The following is a 21,230-nucleotide window of genomic DNA, read 5'->3' on the forward strand; positions in this document are numbered from 1 at the left end:
CGCGAGTGCACTATTGAACACTGACAACCTGAATGTAACTGAATTGGTACTGGAACCGGCCGACAATAACAGATTAAGCCTGTTGTGCGGCCCTTATGACGATAACTTAAAACATATTGAACGGCGTTTGCTGGTTGATATCAACTATCGGGATAACCTGTTCAAAGTTGCCGGACCGGATGTTAATGTTGCCGCAGCCGCAGATATTCTGCGCCAGCTATTCCAACTTACCCGCGGTAATAAGCAACAGGCGCAAGCCATTACCCCGGAGCAGGTGCATCTGACCATCAGTGAAAACTTTGATATTCAGTATCAGAACGATCATGGCAGTAGCGGCGATTTCAGCCTGAAAACTAAAAAAGGTTTAGTGAAAGCCCGCAACCCGAATCAGGCCAGCTATGTGGCCAATGTGCTTCGGCATGATGTATGTTTTGGTATCGGCCCGGCGGGAACCGGCAAAACTTATCTGGCGGTAGCCTGTGCCGTTGATGCGCTGGAAAGCGGTTTGGTAAAACGCATCGTGTTAACCCGCCCTGCCGTGGAAGCAGGTGAAAAACTCGGTTTCTTACCGGGTGATTTGGCCCAGAAAGTCGACCCTTACCTGCGCCCTTTATACGATGCGTTGTTTGAGATGCTTGGCTTTGAAAAAGTGGAAAAGTATCTGGAACGTGGAGTAATAGAGATTGCGCCGCTGGCTTACATGCGCGGCCGTACCCTGAACGATGCCTTTATTATTCTTGATGAAAGCCAGAATACCACGACAGAGCAGATGAAAATGTTTTTAACCCGGATTGGTTTCAGTGCCAAAGCGGTGATAACCGGTGACATTACGCAGGTTGACTTACCCCGCGGCCAGTATTCAGGTTTAAAACATGCGATTGATGTGCTAAGCGAGGTCGCTGAGATCAGCTTTAACTTTTTTAATGCCAAAGATGTGGTACGACATCCGATCGTCCAGCGTATTGTTCAGGCATATGAAAGCCATGAAGCTGAAAAGCTTAGGAACACCGCCGAATAATGAGCATCATCCTTGATCTGCAACTCGCCAGTGCTGCTGCCAATCTTCCTGAGCAAGCCGACTTTCAACGCTGGCTTAACGCTGCAGTGCAACCTTTTCAGGACGAGGCTGAGGTTACCGTCCGAATTGTCGATAGTCCAGAGAGCCAGCAGCTTAATCTGCAATATCGCAGCAAAGATAAACCAACCAATGTACTGAGCTTTCCTTTTCAGGCCCCACCTGGACTTGAGCTGCCGCTACTTGGCGATCTGGTGATCTGCGCCCCGGTAGTGCATGCTGAAGCGGTGGCACAACATAAAACCCTGAACGACCACTGGGCCCATCTGGTTGTGCACGGTTGCTTGCATTTATTGGGATTTGACCATATAAATGACGACGATGCCGCAGAGATGGAAGCAGAAGAAATTCAAATTTTGGCCGGTCTTGGCATCAATAATCCCTATTTATTGGATGATAACTAGGTTTCTTATTACTAATGGAGCATAAGTTCACGAATGAGTGACGACAACCCCCACTCTAGCCGCGGTTCTGCCGGCAAAACCTGGTTAGATCGTATCGCCAGTATTTTTAGTGCAGAGCCACAGGATATATCAGACCTGGAAGATATCATAAGCGAAGCGGCCAGAGGCGAGCTTATCGATAGTGACACCAAAAGCATGCTGCAGGGCGTGCTGGATGTATCAAAAATGCGGGCCCGTGACATTATGGTGCCACGCTCGCAAATGGCAACCATCGATATAGAACAACCGGTCAGCGCTTTCCTACCTATCTTACTTGAAAATAACCACAGCCGTTATCCGGTCGTCAACGAAGACAAAGATCACGTTGAAGGTATTTTACTGGTTAAGGATTTATTGCAATATGCTTTGGATCCTAATCAGACGGACTGGCATATCGGCGAGTTTTTGCGCCCGGCAGTCATTATTCCCGAGAGTAAGCGAGTAGATGCATTACTCAAAGAGTTTCGGCAAAAACGCTACCATATGGCGATAGTGGTTGATGAATATGGCGGCGTATCGGGCCTGGTCACCATTGAAGATATTCTGGAACAAATTGTCGGCGAAATTGAAGATGAACACGACGACGAAGAAGACAACGATATTAAAAAAATGGCATCCCGCGTATTTCAGGTAAGTGCTCTTACGCCGCTGGATGAATTCAACGAGAGCTTTGGCACTGGTTTTGACGAGGAAGATGCCGATACCATTGGTGGTATCGTGCTGCATGCGTTTGGTCATATGCCTGAACGGGGCGAAAGTATTCAGCTGGGTGATCTGACTTTTAAAGTCAGTAAAGCTAACAGTCGGCGCCTATTGCAGCTTCAGGTAATTAAAGCCAAACAGAGTGTTGCCACTGAGGATAACGGATCATAACTACCGTCACCCAAACTACCAGCAAGCTTAAATCGGTCGCGGCTGCACTGTTGCTAACCGGCGCCGGGGCGCTGAATACCCTGGCGTTTGCGCCCTTCACACTATGGTGGCTGCCTTTTTTCACCCTGGCAATCTTAGTATTGCTGCTAAGTCGGGCCAGTCAGTGGCGCCAGGCGCTGCTTGCCGGCTTTTTCTATGGTGTTGGCTGGTTTGGTGTCGGTATTAGCTGGGTGCATGTCAGTATTGATCAGTTTGGTGGCTTACCACTGATTGCCAGCCTGGGTTTAATGGCATTACTGGTTAGCTATCTGGCGTTATTCCCGGCACTTGCGACGCTGCTTACATACTGGTTTACGCTAAAACGGCACAATGAAAATAGTGTTGGTGTATTAATTTTTGCCGCGCTCTGGGTTAGCGTTGAATGGTTGCGCAGCACCCTGCTTACCGGTTTTCCATGGTTATCTCTGGGCTACAGCCAGACTAGCGCCGGCTTAGCGGACTTTGCGCCATTAATCGGCGAAACCGGTATCAGCTTTATCCTGGCAGCCAGCGCGGCAGCATTAGTCTGTCTGTATCAGAGCGGCCCGGTATTACAGCGAGTTGGTCCGGCCGTATTAGCAGGGCTCATCATGTTAAGCGCCCCTTTGCTGCAACAGTTCAAAGGCTGGAATTACCAGAGCGACAGCGTCAATATTGTGATGGTGCAAGGTAATATTAAGCAGGATTTACGTTGGCAACCTGAGCAGGAGTGGCCAACCATGCTCAAATATCTGGATCTGACCCGGCCGCATTTCGCCGCAGCCGATATCGTGATCTGGCCAGAAGCGGCCATCCCGCAACTGGAACCGATGGCCGATGCTTTTCTGGATAATTTAAATAAAGCCGCTTTTTACAACGATGCCGCACTGATCACCGGGATCCTGGACTATAACCTTGCAACCGGGCAAGCCTGGAACAATTTAATCGTGCTTGGCAAAGACACGGCGGCTGCGACAGAAGGCCAGTACTTTTATGGCCATGCTAACCGTTTTAGCAAACACCATTTATTGCCGATTGGCGAATTTGTTCCATTTGAGCAATGGCTGCGTCATCTGGCGCCCATTTTTGATTTACCCATGAGCTCCTTTACCCGCGGCAATTACGTGCAGCCTAATTTACTGGCGAATGATTATCAGCTGTTAAGTGCCATTTGCTTTGAAATTGCGTTTCCGCGCCAAATACGCGCCAACTTTACCACTGACACCGATATTATTCTGACGGTCAGCAACGATGCCTGGTTTGGCGACAGTATCGGCCCCCACCAGCATTTGCAAATAGCTCAGATGCGGGCCCGAGAGTTTGGCCGGCCGCTACTGCGTGCAACAAACAATGGCATCACCGCATCCATTAAACCCGACGGCACCATTGCCAGACAGCTGCCTCAATTTAAAGAGGCCGTACTATCTGATACCGTAACCCTAAGCACTGGCCGCACCTGGTACAGTCGTGTTGGTGACTGGCCGCTGGCTATCATTGTTGGCTTAGTGCTGCTTGGCACCTTAATGGGCCTTCGTTTTCGCCAAACCTCGGCCTGATCCCGCGTTCTACCAACCCGCGTTCTACCAAGCTGCCTTCATCAGTAAAGTACTAGCATTTTTACCTTTAAAAGAAACTAAAACCTATTCATTACATTCAGTTACATTTGTGAAACCAATTAATTTCACAGTAATCACACTTAACGGCTGTTTTCGGAAAGCTGACATTTACTGTTTGCTTTGCTTGTTGTTCTGTGGCAAAACAAAGTGGTGTTGAATTATAAAGCAATGCGTTAAAGCGCCGACAGAGCGCGACAGTTTACAAAAAATCAGCTGCAACGACTGATAAATCCAAAGGAAGTATTTGAATGAAACTAAATAAATTATCCACTATAGCTACCGCTACTTTGCTGGCAATGGGTGTTACCACCGCTGCTGCCGCATCTGACAGAGTTATTATTCAGGTTGATAACAGCAAGAAAGGCGTTGTTAAAGCGCTTGCTAAACAGCTTGGTGGCGAAATTAAAGTTGACGCTGATGGTTTTATCGCCGCGCAATTTAGCGGTAAATCATTAAGTGAAATTAAAGGCCTGCTAAATAACCCTCATATTAAACTGGTTGAGGCTGATGTTAAACGCCATGCTATGGCACTGTTCAACGATGATGCCGGTAATCCGGCAACCCAGCAATTAACCCCTTATGCCGTTTATCAGTCGCAGGCCAATCAGGTTGGCTTGAACTTAGGTAATGCCAAAAAGGTTTGTGTTATCGACTCAGGCATTGCCCGCGATACCGGAGAGACCGGTGGTGGCAATAACGATTTCGACTGGTCAAACATTACTGGCACCAGTGATTCCCGGTCAGGCGACTGGTTCCGTGACGGTGGCCCGCACGGTACCCACGTTGCAGGTACCATTGCTGCTGCCGATAATGGTATCGGTGTCATCGGCATGGCGCCAGGTAACCCGATGCATATTATTAAAGTATTTAATGCCGCTGGCTGGGCTTACTCGTCAGACTTAGCCCATGCTGCCAACTTGTGTGCTCAGAATGGTGCGAAGATTATTAGTATGAGTTTAGGCGGTGGCGGTGCCAACAGTACCGAAGAAAACGCTTTTAACACCTTTACCAACAATGGTGGCTTAGTGCTGGCAGCGGCAGGTAACGACGGTAATACCACCCGCTCTTACCCGGCAGGTTATGCTTCGGTAATGATGATCGGTGCTAACGATGCCAATAATAACATCGCTACTTTCTCGCAGTATCCATCTTGTACAGTAACGTCTGGTCGTGGCAAAACGGCCACCACCACTACTAATGACGGTTTCTGTGTAGAAGCCTCTGCGGGCGGTGTGGATACCTTATCAACCTACCCTGCAGGCGGCACTTCAATGGTGACAGCAGTTGCTGACGGTGTTGGTTTTGCTGCCGCACCTTCTGATAACACCGGCTCTCTGAACAACGCGACTTACCATATGGGTACCGCTCAAACGACTGATGCTGGTGCAAACGGTAAAATCTGTACGATTGATCGTGGTGTCATATCGTTTGCTGACAAAATTAATAACTGTGCAAACTCTGGTGGTATCGGCGCAATTGTCATTAACAACGTTGCTGGCGAAGGCCCGGTTTATATGGACGTTACCGGCGCAGCTAATATCCCGTCATACGGTGCAGCTTTAGAGTCACGTAGCAACCTGGTCGGTGCTGCTAACATTACTATTTCATCTTCAGCCAGCGATTATGGTTATATGAGCGGCACGTCGATGGCAACACCTGCTGTCTCCGGTGTAGCGGCGCTGGTCTGGTCTAACTTCCCAAGCTGCAGCGGCACTGAAATTCGTAACGCTTTAAAAGCGACGGCACAAGATGCAGGCGCAGCGGGCAAGGACGTTTACTTCGGCTACGGTATTGTTAAAGCAAAAGCGGCTTATGACTACCTGACAGCAAATGGCTGTACCGGCACAGTTGGTGGCGGTGGCGGTGGCGGTGGTACTGATCCAGAACCGACGCCATGTAAAGGCGGCCCAAGAAAATGTGGTTAATTTATTAACCTACTACATAGCCGGCGTAATGCCGGCTTTTTATTCGCGCCAACCTGGCAACATCTGTCCGTTACTCCGCCCTTTTCTTTTCAGACAACTGGCCAGACTAACTCCGGCTTTTACTTTGTTTTGCTCATCGCCAGCAGATCTATTAGACTGAATGCTAAAGCTGAGTTTCAGGTGAAATTAACCACTTATGACCGTTTTGTTCAGGTTAGTGCTGCTGGTATTATTGCTAAGCAACCCACTGCTATTCAGCCGCGCTGAGTCTGAATTCACCATAATCTATGCTGCTGAACTGGCAGAAGTGAATCACTCCCAGGCCAACTTCTCGCAACTGGCAACGTTGTTACAGCAAACTCGCAACAAAAATACGCCTACTTTTTTTTTGTTTGGCGGCGGTAGTATTGGCCCAAGCCCCCTCGGCTTTTTTGACCGCGGTGCCCATATTATCGATATTCTCAATAGTTTAGCGCCTGACGCTATGGCGGTTTCGCACCGCGATTTTGTCTATTTGTCGGAAGAGCTGTCACAACGGGCCTATGAAGCAGCTTTCCCGCTCGTACTAAGCAACCTGTATGATCCGATGACTGAGGGTAACCTTGATGGTCTGGTAGACAGTATTCTGGTGCAGCAAGCTGACATTAAGCTGGGAGTGATAGCGCTGGTTGCACCCTATGTTATTCAGCAATACGCGCTCGATAGATTACAGGTAACACCGGCCGAGCAAGCTATCGCCTTGCAGGCAGCGAAACTTAAAGCGCAGGGTGCTAACCTGGTGGTATTAATGCACACTATCGAGCTGGATTTCTTACCCCGCTTGCTGGAGAAAGGTACTATTGGCCTAGCATTTCGCAATAATTATGATGGTAAGCAACTGCTGCCCAACCAGCCAAATATTATTCTGCAACAGCAACTTAATCAGGCTATCATCGTTGAAGCAGACCTTCAAGCTGATCATCAGCTGGAGAACCTGACGTCCACTTACATTGAGCTGACAACGTTACCAGCAGAGCCGGATATCGCCAGAAAAATTGCCACCCACACTCAGCGTTTACAACTATTGTTACAGGAACCCTTGGGACGGACCGAGCTAAACTTTACCACCCGCCGGGATGACGTGCGCAACAGAGAGAATGCTTTTGCCAATTTTGTAGCCGATACCCTGAAAAACTACACCGATGCCCAACTGGCGTTTTTCAACAGCGGCACAATTCGTGGGGTGAAAGATTACCCGGCGGGTACCTTACTTACCCGCGGCGATATTCTGGCCGAGTTACCTTTTCGAAATACACCCGTGCTGCTGCAACTGAGTGGCCAGGATTTAGTCAGTATTTTTGAACATGGGCTCAGTGGCTTAGACAACCAACGCGGATACTTTTTGCAAGTCTCCGGTTTTACTCTGCTGTTCGATAGCACCGCCCCAGCGGGTAGCCGGGTTATAAAACTGTTGGTTAACGGCGACCCCGTTGTCAGCACTAAAATGTATAACGTTGCTACCTTGGAGTATCTGGCCGAGGGCGGCGATGGATTTGAAACTTTGGAAAAACGCAGCAAACTGAATTTCTTTAACCCCAGCGATCGAAACATTGCAGACATTGTTGCCGCCGCGATTAAAAATCAGCAGAGCATTAAACTGGAAACAGAAGGCCGGCTGCAAGATATCAGCCAGCAGGGTAAACCATGAGTTCAGCTACTAAACGTTATTATTCCAGCGCCAGGTTATTATTCGCCTCGTTATTGCTGATCCTGCTGCTGTTTGTTTTACTCAGTTTGTTGTTTTACCATCGCCTGCACCAGGCGCAGCAAATTGTCAGTAAAGTGGCGGAGCAAGCCGTTCCTGCTGTACTGGAAGCCAGCCAGGTGCACGATAAAGTAAAGGCGCTTCACCTGCAGTCGGAACTGTTACGCAATGCGGTCAGCCAGGCAGCCAGGGACAGAGCGTCACAGCAGATACGGCAGATTATTGTTCAGATCAGTAGTCTTGATCATCAACAGTATGTTCAACATCAGTATCAGCAACAACGGCTGCAACTGATTGCAGATGAGGCTCGATCGTTAGACATGCTGATTGCTGAGCGTCTGGTTTTGCAGCAGCAAAGCCGCAACTGGCTGGATAAGTTGAAACAGCTGCAACAACAAAGTCAGCAATTGACTGCCAATCAGCCCTGGCTGCTCCACTATTCAGGGTTATTGCGCGATATTACCGCCCTGTATAGCATTGACCGCTTATATAACCTGCGCCAAAGTCGGAAAGAACTGAATATGGCTTTGGCAAGCAACAAAATAATGCTTAATGAGTTGAGCGCCACCGCACAACCAGCCGCACAGGTGCTGCATGAGCAACTGCTGGATGCGTTGCTGAATGAGCAAGGGATCCTGGCGTTACGGGAGGCAGAGCTGAGCAATATCGCCAGAGCCACCGGCAAGGCAAACTTTTTACGCAGTCTGGTAACAGATTACGCCAGCGAGACCGAACTTAATGCTTATCAGTCCGCGGCATCGCTAATGCAGTTAAGCCAGCAATCTTCTAATTCACTGGCCCGGCAAAACCAGTTTAGTGCCGCCCTGGCATTGGCCGCGATACTGTTACTGCTGACTATTATGTTTTATACCCAGAAGCGGGTAATTAAGCGTTTAAAATTACTGAATGAGAAAGTTCAGGCTGGTAGTGGCTTTGCAGAGGACGATCGTTTGTTCCGCAGCAACGATGAAATTGCTGAGATCGCCCGCTCTTTTAACCAGTACAGTAATACGGTGACGGCTCAGCAAACGGCATTAGAGCGCCAGTCTTTAACGGATGGCCTTACCGGCATTGCTAATCGCCGCCACTTCGACACGCATTTACACAGTAGTGTGGCAATGGCCAAACGAATGAAGCAGCCTCTGGCAGTGATCCTGTTAGACGTTGACGACTTTAAAGCGTTTAACGACAGCTATGGTCATCTTGCTGGTGACGACACCTTAAAAGCGATAGCGAACACCCTCGCTACCACCTTACAGCGTCAGGTCGATCTGGTGGCCCGTTATGGTGGAGAAGAATTTGCCTGCGTGCTGCCTAATACCAGCCCGGAGCAAGCGTTTATTATGGCGGAACAACTACGCCTGGAAGTATTAGCCTTAATGCTGCCCCACCAGGCCAGTCCCACAGCGGGCTTTGTTACGATCAGCCTGGGTATCGCCTGCCTGAAAGTGGGCCAGGACATCAGTGACAAAGTCTTGCTTAATCAGGCTGACAAAGCCTTGTATCAGGCAAAAAATCAGGGCAGAAACTGCACCGTCATGTTATAGCCTTTGGGCTTAGCGGATCACCTTAACCCCGATTTCCAGTTCGACGCTTTGCTGCAATTTCTGCTCAATGCGCTGTTTTACCCGGTCCATAGTAGCATCGTCCACTGCACTGCCTGACACCAGAGTCAGACTGATCCTAAGCGGCGTACCGGGGCGCACACTTACATCCCGCAATTTTACTTCGTCCAGCTCTATACCATCCAGTTGCTGCACTACCTGATGCTCTGCCACCATACGACCAAAGCCAATAGCCAGTGGAATACACAAGATAGCAGCCAGGATTAAAGTAAGTGCTAACCCGCGCTTCGCCCGGTGAAACGGGCTGTAACCCAGAAACATAAAGGTAATAACGGCGGCTAAAATTATCCCAACCAGATTGGTCAGGAACAATAAAAAAGCCCCCCAGAACACCGTAAAATCCAGCCAACCCAGGCCAATCCCTGCCACCGCTAAGGGAGGTACCAGCGCAACCGCTATCGCCACGCCGGCCAAGCTTTTCGCTACCTCGGCCCGCGCATGAGCATAGGCGCCGGCAATACCGGATATTACCGCCACCCCTAAATCAAGTAAGGTTGGGCTTATTCTCGCCGCGATTTCGCTGTTAATGGTGGTTAGCGGGATAAACCAGGTCGCCACCATGGCACAGCCCATCGCCAAACCGGTACCAACCGCAATACTGCGACTGCTGATGAGCATTAAACTCACGTCCTGACGCAGTGTACCCAGCGCCATTGAGACAATAGGCCCCATTAATGGCGCTAAGATCATTGCGCCAATGATAACCGGGGTAGAGTTAGCAAATAAGCCAAATACTGCCAGCAAGGTCGCCAGTACCATCAGGGTTAAATACGATGACGAGGCTTTTGCACTCTCGCGCATTGCCATAAATAGCTCTTTAAACTCGTCGGTTGCTGCATGATGGATCCAAGGCAGCGGATAGGTCACCAATTCGCTCTTTGCTTTGCCAGCAGGCAATGCTTTGGTTCTGACAGCTTCTTTGCTTTCCGTTTCAGCCTCTTCCAGTGCCAGATATCGCCCCGGCGCCAGCAGCAATACTCGCGGCTCAACTTTTAAATGTAAGACACTGTTTTTTTCAATCAAGCCATCATGCGTGTAACTGATCAGCTTTGGGCTACTGATCCTAAGGCTACGGCTTTTAACATGGCCGACAAAAGACGGACTGTTATTATTCCAGTATTCGCGCAAAAACAAGGATGCAAACAGAAACCTGAGCATTTCAAACACGCTGCGTGGTGCCAGCACCAACGCATGCAACATACCGTCGTTTACGCTGGAATCCGCCACCAGTCGTCTTGACAATACGGAGCTGCGGCCATGCTCAACCACCACAATACCCAGTGCTGCGGTATCGACAATTTTTTCTTTGTGGGTGGTAATTTTAAAGGCGTTAAACGTAACCTTGCCAATACCTTTCACTAACCGGACAAACCGTTTTATCCGCTGCGCTAAAGGCTCGGCCAGTGCTTCTCCCGGGGTTAAGGTTAACGCATCACCAATGACCACTGAATTAAACACCGGCACGTCGTTACATAACAGTAAATCAGCTTCGGTAGCGTTATTGTTTAATGCATCGGTCAGCGCATCTTCCATTTTGCCGGCAATACCAAAGCCATAACGAGCATGTTTCATTTCGGGGTGAGGTAATAACGCCAGGGTTAATTGCTGGGATTGGATCTGCAATACCAGCTCGCGCAGCATCTCATCGCTCAGGTAACACAACAGACGACTGCCCGCGATAAACCCGGCGAGCTGTTCAGGGTTAAATACCTGAATTTTCAGCGCGGAAAAGCCCTCTCCTAACCGGGCCCGCAATAACGGCAATATCTGCTGCTGTACCCGTTGCTCATCTATATCGGCGTACAGCACAACAATAGGCTGGTCTGCGCGCGGGCTATTCATCCAGCGCACCATTGACCAGTTCGGCAATTTCAGCCAAACGTTGCATTGCCCGGCCATTGACCGATTTTTTCGGATATTGACCGCGTCGATTCAGCTCGCCGGCTTCTTCACCGGTTAACAATGCCAGTGCTTCATCTACAGTTTTCACCACATAAATATGAAACTTTTGCGCTGCCACGGCCGCAATCACCTCATCGCGCAGTACCAGATTAAGCTGATTACTGGCCGGAATAATAACCCCTTGCTCGCCGGTTAATCCGCGTGACTGACACAACCGGAAAAACCCTTCAATTTTTTCATTAACTCCACCAATTGCCTGGACCTGACCATGCTGGTTAATCGAACCGGTTACCGCCAGGCTCTGTTCAATGGGTATATCGGTAATAGCAGAAATAAGGGCACACACTTCGGCCAGGGAGGCGCTGTCGCCATCAATATGACCATACGACTGCTCCATCGCAATATTTGCACACAGGGTCAGCGGGAAATTACGGGCATACTTGGCACCGAGATACCCGGTCAGTAATAACACCCCTTTTGAGTGTATTGCTTTACCGAGTTCAACTTCCCGCTCGATATCAATAACCCCGCTGGAGCCGGCAAATACCGTTGCACTGACCCTGGCAGGCGTCCCAAAGGCAGTATCACCAATCTCCAGTACCGTCAGACCATTAATTTTGCCGACCGCCATGCCGTCGGTATCAATTAATATCTGGCCTTCCTGAATGTCTTCAAGAAACCCCTCGCTGATCCGGCCGGTGCGATGCTGCTTGCCCTGCAAGGCTTGCTGTACGTGAGTTTCATTCAGAGTGTCGCTGTCGGCCTGAGCCGCGTAGTAACAGGATTCGCGCACCAGCTCCAGCACATCCGCAAACCGGGCAGACAGTTTGCGCTGGTGCTCGGCCTGCCTAAAACTAAATTGTAATAACTGGCGCAGACCACACTGGGTAAGCTTAGTAATATTAAGCTGTTGCATTTGCAGCTGAATTTGCCGCGACATGTAGCTTAGCGTTTGTTCGTTATACGGCAGGTAGTGCTCGAAATCAGCCAGTACTCTGAACAGCTCGTTAAACTCTTCATCGACTTCCTGTACCAGATAGTACAAATCACGCGACCCTAATAGCACCACTTTGACATTCAGCGGAATGGCCCTTGGCGTAATAATGGTGGAGTTGGTTACCGCATGTTCGCTTAGCGTATCAATTACCACCTCACCGCTTTTCAAGGCCAGCTTAAGCGCGTCCCACACTGAGGCCTGAGAGAGCAAGCGGTCGGCATCCAGAATTAAATAACCGCCATTTGCTCTGTGTAATGCCCCCGGCCGGATCATCCGGTAATTGGTATAAAGGGCACCGCTGGACGAGTTATATTCAACCCGGCCAAACAAATTGCCATAACTGGGATTGGGTTCAAAAATAATGGGCGCACCAGACATCGCTTCATGATGCACCAGTACATTAGGAACAAATTCTTCAACAAAAATTTCCCGGCTATCTATCTCTTCCTGTTTTTCAGTGTCGGATTCATCAGGTAGCAGCTCCAACACTGCTTTTACTAAATGCGGCCGCATTTCTTTTAAATATTTCAGCACACCAAGCTCGGTACTGTAATCATGCTCCAGATGCTTGAGCATCGGCTTAATGGCTTGTTCGATGGTGTCTTTACGCAGCGTTCTGAGGTTTTCTGACAGCTCACGTTTCCAGCGCGGCAATTCCAGCAAGGCATCATTTAATACTGTTTCCAGCTCAGACACTACGCCGTAAAAATACTGCCGCTGCTCATCAGTCATTTTGCTGAATTCACTATCTTCCAATGCCTTGCCGTCGATAATGGGCGAGAAACTCACTGCACCATTGTCTTCAAACAGCACCACTTGTTTTTCCAGTGCGGTTTTTTCGACCCGCTCAATGGCCAGGTCGTAGCGATCGTCAAACTGACGGGCAATGGCTTTTTTCTTGCGCTGATAGCCCGGGTTATCAAAGGCGGCCGGAAAGGTATCCAGCAATTCATCAATTAACGCTTCCAGCTTTTTTACCAGTATACGGCCATCACCAGGCAGTAACCGCAAGGTATTGGGAACCCGCTCGTCATCAAAGTTATTCAGGTAGCACCATTCATTGGCGGTCGCTTTTTCGGCTGCGGCATGCTGCAAAATATCCTGCACCAGGGTAAAACGGCCCAGCGCCGGTTCACCCATCACATACAGGTTATAACCCGGCATATCCATACCAATGGCAAATGCCAGTGCTGACTTAGCCCTCTCCTGGCCAATAAAGCCCGGTATCAGCTCAGCAGTCGCCAGTGCTTGTTCAATCTGGTCATCGTGCAAAATCGGGCCTAGCTGGGCCGGGTCGAGCGCTAAAGGCAAACGGCTATGGGTCATGTCATCCCTTATTAACAACAAAAATGTTATGCAATCGCAATTGCCGACATACTACCAAAAACATGCTGTGCTGTGCTGGCTATTTTATTTTTTCAGTTACCGGGTTAAAGGATCTGGCCATCGCGCCGATACAAGCTTACCAACAGAAATTAACCTTAGCCGGGGGCATTATGAACGAGCAAAATTGTCTGCAGAAAATCCGCAATCTTGGTGTTCGTTTACAAGAACTGGAATTGGTGCAAGTAGCACCGGGCAAATCGTATACTGCCACGGCGCTGAATTTTTTGTTTGCCGACCATGGTGCAACACGCCCCGCCGGGATCCCACTGGACCATACGTTGCGCGCCTTGGGAGAGATTATCGTCGCCAACCGCAAAGTGCATTTCAGCCGGCTTGACCCCGATAGCATTATTGATTTTTTCTGCCGTTTTTACCGGGTGCATTGAAATAAGCAAATTTTTGAAATACTTTTAGTATTGGCCAGGTCTTATAACTGACTCTGACAATCAAAAGGTAAAATCTGATGAAATCACTAAATAAAACCCAACTTTCACTTGCTCTTGGCGCCATGGCTTTAGGCTCTGTTGCCGCCGGTGCGGCGCATGCCGACACCAACCCTTTTGCAGCCGCTGAACTTAGCATGGCATACCAGCTTGCTGCTACCGAGGGTAAATGTGGCGAAGGCAAATGTGGTGCGGATAAAGCCAAAGACAAAGCCAAAGATAAAGCTGCAGAAAAAAGCCAGGAAATGAAATGTGGTGAAGGTAAGTGCGGTGCTGATAAAGCTAAAACCAAAGCCGAAGATAAAGCCAAAGAAATGAAGTGCGGCGAAGGCAAATGTGGTGCCGATAAAGCTAAAGCAAAAGCCGAAGATAAAGCAGCAGAAAAAAGCAAAGAAATGAAGTGTGGCGAAGGCAAGTGCGGCGCGGCGTAAGCGGTGACTGTTAAAACCACATTAACCGGAGCAGGCCTTGGCCTGCGCCGGGAAATGCTAAGTGAGGTGCTGGCAGCCGACACCCCTGCGGCAGATTTTTTTGAAGTCGCCCCGGAAAACTGGTTGCCCTACGGTGGTAAACTGGCCAGCCAGTTTAAAGCGCTAACCGAGCGCCACGCCTTTGCTTGCCATGGCTTATCATTGTCGATTGGCAGCCCCGACCCGCTCGACATTGATTTTATTAAACAGCTAAAAGTGTTCTTTAGGGAGCACAATATAAAGCTGTACAGTGAACACTTAAGTTATTGCTCTGCAAAGGGGCATTTATACGACTTAATGCCCATTCCCTTTACCGAAGAAGCCGCCCGTTATGTCGCCGGTCGGGTACGCACGGTACAAGACATTCTGGAGCAGCCACTTATTCTGGAAAATGTATCCTATTATGCTGCGCCGGGTCAGCAGATGAGCGAGCTGGACTTTATTCATGAAGTACTCGAACAAGCCAATTGCCAGCTATTACTTGATGTAAATAATATTTATGTTAACTCGGTGAATCATGGCTATGACGCCGCTGCGTTTCTGCGGGCCTTACCCTCTGAGCGCGTCGCCTATTATCATGTAGCCGGTCATTACCAGGAAGCACCGGATCTGCTGGTCGACACCCACGGTGCCGATATTCCGGATCCGGTATGGCAGTTACTGCAACAGGCGTACCTGCAGCACGGTGTAAAACCCACCTTATACGAGCGCGATTTTAACATTCCGGCACTAAGCAGCCTGCAGCAGGAACTGGATACCATCAGAACCCTGCAACAACAAGCACTCAGTGCAAGCAGGCAAAACAGCAGTATGCAACAACCCCATGCCCAAAAAAACAGTTCGCCAAAGACTGCCGTATTATGAGTACTTCCCCCTTTAATTCTGACAACACCACCAGCGATAACGACTTTCAACAGTTGCAGCTGCAGTTCGCGGCTTATATTCGTGATCCTGGCAGCAGGCCGCCCCCGCAAGGGCTGGAAGCGCGTCGGTTAAAGGTATACCGCGACCTGTTTTTCAATAATGTTAAAGGCTTTCTGGACACGGCTTTTCCGGTGTTAAAAACCCTGTACAGCGACAGCAACTGGACAGCTCTGGCTCAGCAGTTTTTTAGTCAGTATGCCTGCCACAGCCCCTACTTTTTACATATTGCCGAGCAATTTGTGGCATTTTTGCAAGACTACCCGCCGACAGAGACTGATCCAGCGTTTTTAGCGGAGCTGGCGCATTACGAATGGGCAGAGCTGTATATCGCTACCCAGGTGCTGAGCCAGCCTCAGCCGGCACTTGCCTCTGAACAGCTAAGTGGCGAAGCGTTGCAAAGCACCCGGCTACAGCTGTCTGAGCTGGCTATGCTCTGTGCTTACCAGTGGCCGGTGCAGCAAATATGCACCGATTTTCAACCTACTGAACCGGGGCAGCCGGTGTTTTTTCTGCTGTATCGCAACACAGAGCACGAAGTGAAATTTGTCCAGCTTAATCAGGCAACGCTATTACTGCTAAATCATTTAGCCGAGCAGCCCGGTCTGACATTCCCCGCTTTAATACAGGCCATCAGCGCGCAATTACCCGGCTTAAATGAGCAGCAATTACAACAGGGCGCGCTGCCCTTACTGCAGGATTTAGCCAGCAAAGGCGCGATTCACGGCTTTGCACAACACACCTGAACAATTACCCATAAGAGCTGAAGGAGCCCAGTGGGTTATCATACCTTGTTGTTGAAACGTGCAAAACACAACCTCAATAACAAGGAAACATCTATAGAAAGGCGTTGTTGAGTGGTCACCAGACTGGGTAACCTCAATCTGATGTCTCATTTCACACTATGGGCATTACGTTTTGCCATGCCTTCAATGTACTTTTTCTGCAGGTAATATTGCCAGCGCTTGTTGTAACAACAAATCCAACATTGCCGGATCAGGCTGCAATCTGGCAACGCTTTTCAGGCCAATCAATTGCATCTGATAAAAACTGGCCAGCGCCGCTGCATCAGTATCTGCCGCCATTAGGCCTGCTTGTTTTGCCTGCGCCAACAGCCGGGTAAATTGAGCAGCCATTTGCTGCAATAACTCACGGGCAAGGCTGGCCAACGGATGCTGCTCTGCCCCAAGCTCGGTTACCGTTTTTACCAGCATACACACTTTATCGGGTTGGCCCGTTAAGCTGTTTGCCAGCGCCTGGCACATAAATTGCCGCAGTACCGCAAGCGGACAATCCAGCTGTTGCTCAAGCGCCCGCAATGAAGCCAGGCCAGCTGCGGCATAATGCAGTAGGGCTTCACGATACAAATTTTCTTTGTTACCAAAACTGGCGTACAGGCTACCCGGCCGTAAATTTACTACCTGTTGTACATCTCGCATGGAGCAACCCTTAAAGCCCCGGGCCCAGAATAAGGTCGTGGCATTGGCGACAACCTGTTCTCTGTCAAATTTTAAACAGTTGACCATAAATCACCTCCTGAACAATTGTTCAAATATATATTGAACAGTCGTTCAATATCAACTAGGCTAACTTATATCGCTTAATTATGTTTTACATTCATTAACGGAGGATCTGATGAGCCAATTTACACTGCTCGATCTTGACAGCGCACCCAAAGCCAGTCAGCCATTATTACAACAATCGCAAAAAGCGTTTGGTAGTATCCCTAACTTACATGCTGTGATGGCCCATTCGCCCCAAGTATTGGACGCTTATCAGCAACTGCACCAACTATTTGTTCAGTGCAGCTTATCTGACGAAGAAAAAACTGTGGTATGGCAAACCATTAATCTACAGAACCAATGTCACTATTGTGTGCCGGCCCACACAGCAATTGCCAAAATGATGAAGATCTCAGACAAGTTAATTGACGCGCTAAGGCACAACAAAGCCATGCCAACCATAAAACTTCAGGTTTTGCACGACACCACCGTGCTACTACTTAAAAATCATGGTCAGCTTAGTGAATCAGAGCAGCAAAAATTTTATGATGCTGGCTTTAATCAGGCGCAATTGCTGGAAGTGGTATTAGGAATTAGTCAGAAAACTCTGAGTAACTATGTTAATCACCTGGCAAAAACACCGCTGGATGATGCATTTAAACCCTACGCCTGATTAATCAACAGAGATAGTAGCTTTATTGCCAGGCGGCCATTGCAGCCGCCTGGACATTGCAGTCAATTATATTAGCGTCACCCAATCTGGCAGATACTCAATCGCCCAGATCTCCATCACTTTATCAAAGCCGCTGAAGATCATCAGGGCAATCAGTAGCAGTGCATATCCCAACAACAAGCGGCCAAACTTACCGGATGAACGTAACTTACTGAGTTTAGCTCCGGCAGCATAACCCAACCCGACTAACGGCAAAGCTGTACCCAAGCCAAAGGCTAACATCACCACAAAAGACATCAGCATACTTTCACCGGTGGAGGCCAGTGCGATAGCTGCGCCGAGAGTAGGCCCGACACAAGGCAACCAAACCAGCCCCAAAGAACCACCAATAACAAACTGAAACGCCGGACTGTCTGAAGAGTCAGACACCTGCCCTCCAGAAGGCAGCCGGCTGGTTGCGCGCGATAGCAATAAGGTAAACTGCTGGTTTAACCAAGGCACCACTAGCACTAAGCCCATCACCAGCATAAAGCCTGCGGCAAAGGTGCGCATAACATCCGGGGATAAACCAGCGCTTAGCAATAAGTAAGTGAGTAATGAGCCACCCAGGGCAAAGGTTAATGCCAAACCCGCAGCCAGAAACCAGACACCGGTTTTCGAGGCCCGCATAGCGGAGGCTGTAACGGCGGGGATCATCGGTAACACGCAAGGCGATAGCAGGCTTAATAAGCCTGCTAATAACGCCAATGGAATGGCAGTAAATTCCATAATTAATTAGCGCCGGTATCGTGCTTTTTAAGCTCAGCAAAAATAACATCTTGCTTGGTTTGTGCCACGCTAAACCACAATTGTTCATCGCCGCGATGCAACGCCAGAGTAGATTGACGCGGTGCTTTAAAATAGGTTACCCAATCTTTCTGGTTATCAAAGTCGACCTGCAGCACCTGAATGCTACTGTTCGGGTTAGCGGCAAAGTAGTCGTTCAATACTACATGCTGGCGGCGACACGTCGGGCACCAGGGCGCATACACATCAATTAACACTAAACGGTTTTCAGCTTTAGCTTGTTGATAAAGTGCCTCTGTAAAAGCGACCTTATGTTTATTCAGATGTTCAGTGCTGGCATTAGCTGGGGGGATGACCAGAAAGTACGTTGCGGCCATTGCCACTGCAGCAATTAGTGAGGTAATAATGATTTTCATAGGTATTCCTTTTAGGCTAAGTCGAATGACCACGCCAGTGTAATAAGGTGTGGAGGGTGCGGCATCAGCCAAAGCAACGGAGAGATCAACCAAAACACCGGTATCTGGGTATAGGAAACTATTGATATGCTTAATTGTTAATAATGCAAGGCTCTGAAGTCGCCTGGCGACAGGGATTCGTGTTGTTTAAAAAAGCGAATAAAGGCAGTAGCTGATTGATAACCTATTTGGTCCGCAATCAGCTCCAGGCTAAATTCGCTATGAATAAGCAGATAGCGACAGCGTTGCAGCCGTAGTTGATCCAGCAACGATTTTGCGGTCATTGCCATCACTTTATGACAGCGCTCGGCAAAGGCACTTTTTGATAAAAACGCCAGCGCCGCCATGCTATCTACCGTCCAGTCGGCTCCAGGTTTATCCATAATGGCCAGTATCACCCGGCGCAGTGCTGGATCTTTTAGTGCCGCTAACAGCCCCTGGTTCATACTGTCATCACTTAATACCTGACGTAATAAATGGAGTACTACGACATCACTCAGCCGGCTGATAGCAGCCTGATAACCGGGTTGGCGGGCTGCAGCCTCCTGGCGGATTAACTGGATCAACGGGCTGAGCCTGCCAGATTGCTGGCTGGCAGGTAAATGAATGTAATCTGGCATCACCTGAAACAGATTCGCCGTGAGCGGCGATTCTACTGCAATGTCATAACACACCAGCCCGCGCTCCAAATGATCAGGCACGCAAAAATTGGCAAAATCAACCTCGCTGGTCTGCTCGTCTACAGGTTTATCGCTCAGCCAATGCCGGAAGCTATGGCTAAAAAAAATGGCATCGCCGGCCTGTAATTGTACTTGCTCTTGCAAACGACCGGGTATCGCCATCCACAAGGTGCCTGCCGTCACCACATGCAAAGCGGCCTTGTTAGATTTACTGGTTAACAGATTCCAATGATCACAAAAACCAGATTCAAAATGCAGTTCGGAGCCAAAAGCCAGTTGTGACAACAACTGTTCCAATGCTTCGGGTGTTTCAGTGGATAGGGCCGGTGTTTTGGTCATTGTGGTAAGTAGCGAAACTTCTTAAGCTTAAAGAATAATTTAGTCTAAGCAGTCTGCTGGACATTGCAACAACAAATCCACCTTAGGAAAAAGTATGCCACATATATTATTAGCCAGACCACACCCTTTCATTGTCAGCGAGATGGCGCCTTTTCTGCAGCAACAAGGCTTTGGTTTTAACCGTTTGCTAAATCTGGATTCCCTTAATGATGAATTGGCTAAGGCCGATGCCACAGTCATTTCCCTTGCCATAACGTCCCCCCTGCCGCAATCTGCGGAGGAGTTATTGGCAGCAATTCGTCATTTAAAACCGACCATGCCAATCGTTTTTGCCAGTTTACTGCCACTTGAACGGGTACAAAATAGTATTCTGCGCTTAATGCAGGCGTACCATCAGCCGGTAGCCATTGCTTCAGCCGAACAAATGTTAGGTGCTGCGCAACCTGGCAAGCCCGCCACAGCATTGTATTTTTGCAAAGAAGATCTGGCTGATACAGTAAAACGAGATGCTTTTGCTAAGCTATTGAAGCTTCATGCAAAACATTAATTAAAATGGGGAGCTATGTTCAGGTGTCGCTAGCATTTTTAATAAAACCCTGCGTGCTGAAGTTTGTCCGGTCATGAAGACTTTACTGCAACAGCTTGTGCAGCCACAGGTAGTGATAAATGCCATAAAAGTGGCTGTAGTAGTTGGTACTCTGCTTAATGTAATCAACCAGTGGCAAGCATTGCTCGGTGAACAGCACTGGCGTTGGGGCATGGCGCTGCTCAATTACCTGGTACCTTTTTCGGTTGCCAGTTACAGTGCAGCCAGGCAAAGGTTAACTGATCTAACAGATAACAGGAAAATACCGCATGAAGGTGGTTGAGCATAATCTGCAGCAGCTGCAATTACTTAGCACCCTATTGCTGCAAGTGGAACCTGAGCATTACTGCCAGATCAAACCGTGGCCCGGCCAGCCTTCTGTTGGCAAACATATCAGACATGTGCTGGATCATTACCAGCAACTGCAGTTGGCATCGCACAGTAAGCAACTTGATTACCGGCTGCGCTCACGCGATAAAGACGTTGAAAATGAACCGGCAAAAGCCTTGTATTTAATTGCGCACCTTACATCCTGGCTCCGGAATCTTAAAACAACAGATTTAGATAGCACGCTTAGCTATCAGCCTGCCGAAGGCGTGACCTATACCAGCCTGCAACGTGAATTGGACTTTGTTGCCAGCCACAGTGTCCATCATTTAGCGTTAATTCATGCTTTGCTTGAACAATGGGACTATGCCTGGCCTGATAGCGCCGGTGTGCACAGTTCAACAGTGGAGTATCAAAAACGATGTGCACCCTAAGCTGGTGGTA

General features: G+C 48.9%; 21 protein-coding genes. 15 read left to right on the forward strand and 6 right to left on the reverse strand.

Annotated features, from left to right (window positions below):
* Positions 1-13: 13 nt before the first annotated feature.
* From ABY802_RS01645 to ABY802_RS01675, 7 genes are all read left to right on the forward strand, one after another.
* On the forward strand, positions 14-1,018 hold the full coding sequence (locus ABY802_RS01645) for a PhoH family protein (RefSeq protein WP_372625265.1): 1,005 nt from the start codon (positions 14-16) through the stop codon (positions 1,016-1,018).
* A complete protein-coding gene (gene ybeY / locus ABY802_RS01650) occupies positions 1,018-1,479 on the forward strand; it encodes an rRNA maturation RNase YbeY (RefSeq protein ID WP_372625266.1) in 462 nt (153 codons plus the stop codon). Before ABY802_RS01645 ends, ybeY begins: the two co-directional genes overlap by 1 nt.
* 33 nt (positions 1,480-1,512) lie before the next feature.
* A complete protein-coding gene (locus tag ABY802_RS01655) occupies positions 1,513-2,391 on the forward strand; it encodes an HlyC/CorC family transporter (protein ID WP_372625267.1) in 879 nt (292 codons plus the stop codon).
* A gap of 50 nt (positions 2,392-2,441) precedes the next feature.
* Positions 2,442-3,965: an apolipoprotein N-acyltransferase gene (gene lnt / locus ABY802_RS01660; protein ID WP_372625268.1), complete on the forward strand. Its 1,524-nt coding sequence runs from the start codon at positions 2,442-2,444 to the stop codon at positions 3,963-3,965.
* A gap of 308 nt (positions 3,966-4,273) precedes the next feature.
* Positions 4,274-5,950: a S8 family serine peptidase gene (locus ABY802_RS01665; protein ID WP_372625269.1), complete on the forward strand. Its 1,677-nt coding sequence runs from the start codon at positions 4,274-4,276 to the stop codon at positions 5,948-5,950.
* 196 nt (positions 5,951-6,146) lie between these two features.
* Positions 6,147-7,637 (forward strand): bifunctional UDP-sugar hydrolase/5'-nucleotidase, encoded by a 1,491-nt coding sequence (locus ABY802_RS01670; RefSeq protein ID WP_372625270.1) that lies wholly within the window; start codon positions 6,147-6,149, stop codon positions 7,635-7,637.
* The gene (locus ABY802_RS01675) at positions 7,634-9,241 is read left to right on the forward strand and encodes a diguanylate cyclase (RefSeq protein ID WP_372625271.1); all 1,608 of its coding nucleotides are present in this window, start codon (positions 7,634-7,636) and stop codon (positions 9,239-9,241) included. Before ABY802_RS01670 ends, ABY802_RS01675 begins: the two co-directional genes overlap by 4 nt.
* A 9-nt stretch (positions 9,242-9,250) precedes the next feature.
* Here ABY802_RS01675 and ABY802_RS01680 read toward each other — a convergent pair whose 3' ends face one another.
* Complete coding sequence (locus ABY802_RS01680) at positions 9,251-11,161, reverse strand: TIGR00341 family protein (protein WP_372625272.1); 1,911 nt, start codon at positions 11,159-11,161, stop codon at positions 9,251-9,253.
* Positions 11,154-13,544 carry a Lon protease family protein gene (locus tag ABY802_RS01685; protein WP_372625273.1) on the reverse strand — a complete coding sequence of 797 codons (2,391 nt, stop codon included), beginning with the start codon at positions 13,542-13,544 and terminating at the stop codon, positions 11,154-11,156. Before ABY802_RS01685 ends, ABY802_RS01680 begins: the two co-directional genes overlap by 8 nt.
* A 170-nt stretch (positions 13,545-13,714) precedes the next feature.
* On the opposite strand from ABY802_RS01685, the gene ABY802_RS01690 reads away from it, so the two are divergent.
* The 4 genes from ABY802_RS01690 (at position 13,715) to ABY802_RS01705 (ending at position 16,184) form a co-directional block, all read left to right on the forward strand.
* On the forward strand, positions 13,715-13,990 hold the full coding sequence (locus ABY802_RS01690) for a hypothetical protein (protein WP_372625274.1): 276 nt from the start codon (positions 13,715-13,717) through the stop codon (positions 13,988-13,990).
* Between the two features lie 77 nt (positions 13,991-14,067).
* Positions 14,068-14,478, forward strand: coding sequence for a hypothetical protein (locus ABY802_RS01695; RefSeq protein ID WP_372625275.1), 411 nt, complete (start codon positions 14,068-14,070; stop codon positions 14,476-14,478).
* Positions 14,479-14,481: 3 nt separating this feature from the next.
* Complete coding sequence (locus ABY802_RS01700) at positions 14,482-15,381, forward strand: DUF692 domain-containing protein (RefSeq protein WP_372625276.1); 900 nt, start codon at positions 14,482-14,484, stop codon at positions 15,379-15,381.
* Positions 15,378-16,184 (forward strand): DUF2063 domain-containing protein, encoded by an 807-nt coding sequence (locus tag ABY802_RS01705; RefSeq protein WP_372625277.1) that lies wholly within the window; start codon positions 15,378-15,380, stop codon positions 16,182-16,184. The genes ABY802_RS01700 and ABY802_RS01705 overlap by 4 nt, the downstream gene beginning before the upstream one ends.
* Before the next feature lie 183 nt (positions 16,185-16,367).
* On the opposite strand, the gene ABY802_RS01710 is transcribed toward ABY802_RS01705, so the two are convergent.
* The gene (locus ABY802_RS01710; RefSeq protein ID WP_372625278.1) at positions 16,368-16,964 is read right to left on the reverse strand and encodes a TetR/AcrR family transcriptional regulator; all 597 of its coding nucleotides are present in this window, start codon (positions 16,962-16,964) and stop codon (positions 16,368-16,370) included.
* Positions 16,965-17,073: 109 nt separating this feature from the next.
* On the opposite strand from ABY802_RS01710, the gene ABY802_RS01715 reads away from it, so the two are divergent.
* On the forward strand, positions 17,074-17,613 hold the full coding sequence (locus tag ABY802_RS01715) for a carboxymuconolactone decarboxylase family protein (RefSeq protein WP_372625279.1): 540 nt from the start codon (positions 17,074-17,076) through the stop codon (positions 17,611-17,613).
* Positions 17,614-17,679: 66 nt separating this feature from the next.
* On the opposite strand, the gene ABY802_RS01720 is transcribed toward ABY802_RS01715, so the two are convergent.
* From ABY802_RS01720 to ABY802_RS01730, 3 genes are all read right to left on the reverse strand, one after another.
* A complete protein-coding gene (locus ABY802_RS01720) occupies positions 17,680-18,381 on the reverse strand; it encodes a cytochrome c biogenesis CcdA family protein (RefSeq protein ID WP_372625280.1) in 702 nt (233 codons plus the stop codon).
* 2 nt (positions 18,382-18,383) lie between these two features.
* The gene (locus tag ABY802_RS01725; protein WP_372625281.1) at positions 18,384-18,815 is read right to left on the reverse strand and encodes a thioredoxin domain-containing protein; all 432 of its coding nucleotides are present in this window, start codon (positions 18,813-18,815) and stop codon (positions 18,384-18,386) included.
* A gap of 137 nt (positions 18,816-18,952) precedes the next feature.
* Positions 18,953-19,873, reverse strand: coding sequence for an AraC family transcriptional regulator (locus ABY802_RS01730; protein WP_372625282.1), 921 nt, complete (start codon positions 19,871-19,873; stop codon positions 18,953-18,955).
* A 94-nt stretch (positions 19,874-19,967) separates the two neighbouring features.
* Between ABY802_RS01730 and ABY802_RS01735 the strand changes: the two genes are divergently transcribed.
* The 3 genes from ABY802_RS01735 to ABY802_RS01745 all read left to right on the forward strand — a co-directional run bounded on the left by ABY802_RS01735 (position 19,968) and on the right by ABY802_RS01745 (position 21,220).
* Positions 19,968-20,420: a hypothetical protein gene (locus tag ABY802_RS01735; protein ID WP_372625283.1), complete on the forward strand. Its 453-nt coding sequence runs from the start codon at positions 19,968-19,970 to the stop codon at positions 20,418-20,420.
* 73 nt (positions 20,421-20,493) lie between these two features.
* The gene (gene nrtS / locus ABY802_RS01740; RefSeq protein ID WP_372625284.1) at positions 20,494-20,742 is read left to right on the forward strand and encodes a nitrate/nitrite transporter NrtS; all 249 of its coding nucleotides are present in this window, start codon (positions 20,494-20,496) and stop codon (positions 20,740-20,742) included.
* On the forward strand, positions 20,729-21,220 hold the full coding sequence (locus tag ABY802_RS01745; protein ID WP_372625285.1) for a DinB family protein: 492 nt from the start codon (positions 20,729-20,731) through the stop codon (positions 21,218-21,220). The genes nrtS and ABY802_RS01745 overlap by 14 nt, the downstream gene beginning before the upstream one ends.
* The last annotated feature ends 10 nt before the right edge of the window (positions 21,221-21,230 follow it).

The sequence above is a fragment of the Arsukibacterium sp. genome (assembly GCF_041616895.1).
In the GTDB taxonomy this organism is placed as follows: domain Bacteria; phylum Pseudomonadota; class Gammaproteobacteria; order Enterobacterales; family Alteromonadaceae; genus Alishewanella.